1 protein-coding gene, 1 tRNA gene and 1 pseudogene are annotated in these 3,598 nt (G+C 38.6%); 2 read left to right on the top strand and 1 reads right to left on the bottom strand.

Features of this window, described 5'->3' with window-relative positions; genetic code table 11:
• Positions 1–99 precede the first annotated feature (99 nt).
• The gene (locus tag IBX40_12025; GenBank protein MBE0525039.1) at positions 100–2,430 is read right to left on the bottom strand and encodes a U32 family peptidase; all 2,331 of its coding nucleotides are present in this window, start codon (positions 2,428–2,430) and stop codon (positions 100–102) included.
• A gap of 478 nt (positions 2,431–2,908) precedes the next feature.
• On the opposite strand from IBX40_12025, the gene IBX40_12030 reads away from it, so the two are divergent.
• Together IBX40_12030 and IBX40_12035 are read left to right on the top strand one after the other, a co-directional pair.
• A tRNA-Leu gene (locus tag IBX40_12030) sits at positions 2,909–2,993 on the top strand.
• Positions 2,994–3,077: 84 nt separating this feature from the next.
• Positions 3,078–3,383: pseudogene (locus IBX40_12035) on the top strand (GxxExxY protein).
• The last annotated feature ends 215 nt before the right edge of the window (positions 3,384–3,598 follow it).

Here is a 3,598-nt window from a genome sequence, read left to right on the forward strand (position 1 = left end):
TAGTTTCGTTTGGTATGTCATTAATAACAAACATGCTAAGGACAATATTATTATTATTTATCTGTCAAAATCAGGTCATTAAATCTGCGAAGCATAATTTTATAATACACCTTTGAAATAATGGCCTGTGGAGGAGTCAGCTTTGCAGCGATCTTTGGTCCTGTTGTCTATGGCTTTGCGGTAACTTTGCGTCCACTTTCCTGTAGTTTTTTTATCATATGTTTTTGCCTCGATTCTCAGGCAACTGACACCCGATTCAATTATACGGGGTATATAATTGAGCATACACAGTTCCCTGGAGGTCATGATATAGGTACGTTTTTGCCTGTCGGTTGTTATCTGATAAGTAAATCCTTTTTCATCTTCAAGCAGAGCATAATGTATATTATCGTCAGGGAATAGTGCTCCTAAAAGATCATGTTCAGATAACATTAAAGGAAAAAAACCATGAACAATACATTCTACCGGACCATTGGAAGCGATATGTTGTATTTCATCTAATGTAAGCTCAGGTGAAAGTGTCACCCTCTGGCAGTAATCTAAATAATATGTCATTGTTACCCTGTTAAAGACATTGAAGGGATAATCAATGATCAATGATTTTTTATCTATTGAGTTATGAAGGCGATAAAGATCGCCCTGGTTTGCAACAAGAAATCCGTCAGGATTTACAGACGGTTTTGATGCTTCAAATTCTTTAACAATTCTGGGGGTGTTGAGATATACTTTTACTTCCTTTTTCTTAGCGTACTCAATAATATGATCATAATCTTCTTTTATTAGCGGATCTCTAACACATTCTCCATCGAAGTAGACAATATCTGCACCGTTATCAACAGCTGCTTCAAAGGTTTCTATTGAGCATGTATTGACTGAGAGAACAGGTTGATATTTTCCATCTCTACTGTTAACAATGATTTCAGGTTTTTTGCAGGTGCGTTTCCAGTTCTTTGTACGTTCTGCTTTAAGCTTATCAACTGCAATTTTGCGAAGAGAATTCAATTGAGAGATGGGGATGAATATCTTATCATCTAAATCGAGAATGATATTTTCGGACTCAAAAAAGGTGTTGCCAAGTTTCTTCAATTGTTGGATTATAGATTCTTGTGATGTTGGAGCTCCTTTTGCTTTGCCTGGGATCTCTCCTTTTATCGAGACTTTATTCTCACCATCTGTAATGCAAAATATAATTGGTTTTCCAGGTTTTGCAGTAAATGATATGGTTATTGGAATTTTTTTCATGATGTCTTTAAGCCCAAATGAATCCATCAATTTGGAGTCATAGGTCTTGAAAACAGTCTCATTTCTGTAGATGACTTTTTCCATGGGTATTTTGACTGTAGCACAGGAAGGTGTAGTTTCCACACTCTGATTATTGATATACATGCTTCGTACTGTAGTTCCCGTACCCCGCCCCTGGGTACCTATTCCATCGCCTATCCTCAATGGTTGCTCAATATGAATATATGCAAATTTTCTATTCCAGTCATATTTTACAACATTACCAAGATAAGTCCCCTGGTTATGCGGCTGTTTTCTGCTCATTAGATCGCTGCCAGGATTTCCAAATATATATCCCGAGGTGAAATCCCGGTTAAAAAGCTGGCGAAGTGCGTGCTTTTCTTCATATGATACATGAAACTCTTTTGCGTTTTCAAGATATCTCTCAATAAGCATCCTGTAAGTTCTAACCACACCTGCCACATATTCAGGCCGCTTTAATCTTCCTTCAATTTTGAACGAATCAATTCCGGACTCTATCAGAAGTCCGATGTGTTCGCTAATATTGAGGTCTTTAGGACTCAAAAGATAGCCCTTTGCTCCATCAATTGTGTATTTTCTCCTGCAGGGCTGGGTACAATATCCACGGTTCCCGCTTTTTTCTCCTATCATGCTGCTAAAAAGACACTGACCCGAATATGAAAAGCATAGTGCCCCGTGGATAAATACCTCGATCTCTGTTTTGGTTTCAGATTTTATCTTTCTAATTTCATTAAGGGAAAGCTCTCTGGCAAGCACCACTCGTTTTACTCCCATATCTTCAAGGAATCTGACACCTTCCATATTGTGAATGGTCATTTGTGTGCTGGCGTGGACGGGAAGTAGAGGAAGCTGATCTTTTATTAATTTCAGGATGCCCATATCCTGCACAATGACAGCATCTGCCCCTGCATTGCAGAGAAATTGAAGATATTCGCACACCTTTTCGAGCTCTGAATCCTTGATAAGGGTGTTCACTGTTGCATATGCTTTAGTTTTGTTAATATGAGCGTAATCAATAGCCCATTCAATTTCATCATTTGAAAGGGCAGCATCATACCTTGCGCTGTAAGCCTCTCCACCGAAATATACGGCGTCTGCTCCATTTTCAACTGCTGCTATCAGAGCTTCTTTGCTTCCGGCAGGTGCTAATAATTCGGGTTTATGCATCAGGGGTTATAATAATGTGGGGCGTTAAAAAGTTAATGGGGAGAACTATGTTCAATTTGATGCTTATTTCATGTTCGATAGTAAATCTGAATTTTCACATTCAATAAAATTGAATTTATTATCATCCAAAATTCGGGCATCAATGCACATTTTCTTTCTGCCTATTTTTCATAGTTTTAATCTATAACATAATTCCTCTTTAGAGACTTCTCGGAAAAGCACCTGAAAAGCGCCTTAATGTGAAACTTTCAACATTATTGTTCCAATTAAATCACCATGCTGCGCCATGTAGAGTTTAGACAATAAAGCTTAAATATTGAAAAAACGGTCTTTTCCGACAGTCTCCTTTAAGAGCGATAAATTAAAGACGCATAAAATGAATTAGGAAAACCCAATGTGATGTTGCCGCAGCTGAACCTTGCAATGGTTCGATACAAGCGTGCATTTCGCTCAATAGCACAAAAAAAATCCCAAATAAGCGGGGGTTGCCCAGCCAGGTCAAAGGCGCTAGGTTCAGGGCCTAGTCTCGTAGGAGTTCGAGGGTTCGAATCCCTCCCCCCGCATACAATTTCAGGTTCTATTCGCCTTTTTTTTGAAATACTTTCACTTCGCTTCGCAGAATCTAAAGAATAGATAAGGAGGAAAAAATGTGTGATCCACTAACTGAACAAATAATTGGTACAGCAATTGAAGTTCACAAGCATATTGGCCCTAGTCTTCTAGAATCTATTTGCGAAGAAGCACTTTGTTACGAATTTAGTATAAGAGAAATCCCATTTTAACGGCAGGTTGAAGTGAATGTGGTTTATAACGGCAATATAATAAAAGGTCAACGTGTTGATATTCTGGTTGCTGCTGAGGTGGTGGTGGAATTAAAATCGGTATCAAAGCTATGTTTGAACCCGTCCAGGTCTGTAATGTCGGTGTTCAGATCGGCTGGGGGGGTGGATTAATGGGGTGTCTTTTTTAAGGAATTTATCTAGAATCATGATCTAAGGTTTCGGTATTTTTTCGATGCTTCTTCGGTTGTGTATCGATTGGAGTTCGAGATATATTTCTGAAATATGACAATGTCAGAAATATCTGGATCGAAAAGCAGTTGGAGTAATTGAGGCAAAACCGGAAGGTACTACGTTAAGCGGTGTTGCTGAACAGACAAGCAAATATA

Source organism: Methanosarcinales archaeon, from assembly GCA_014859725.1.
In the GTDB taxonomy this organism is placed as follows: domain Archaea; phylum Halobacteriota; class Methanosarcinia; order Methanosarcinales; family Methanocomedenaceae; genus Kmv04.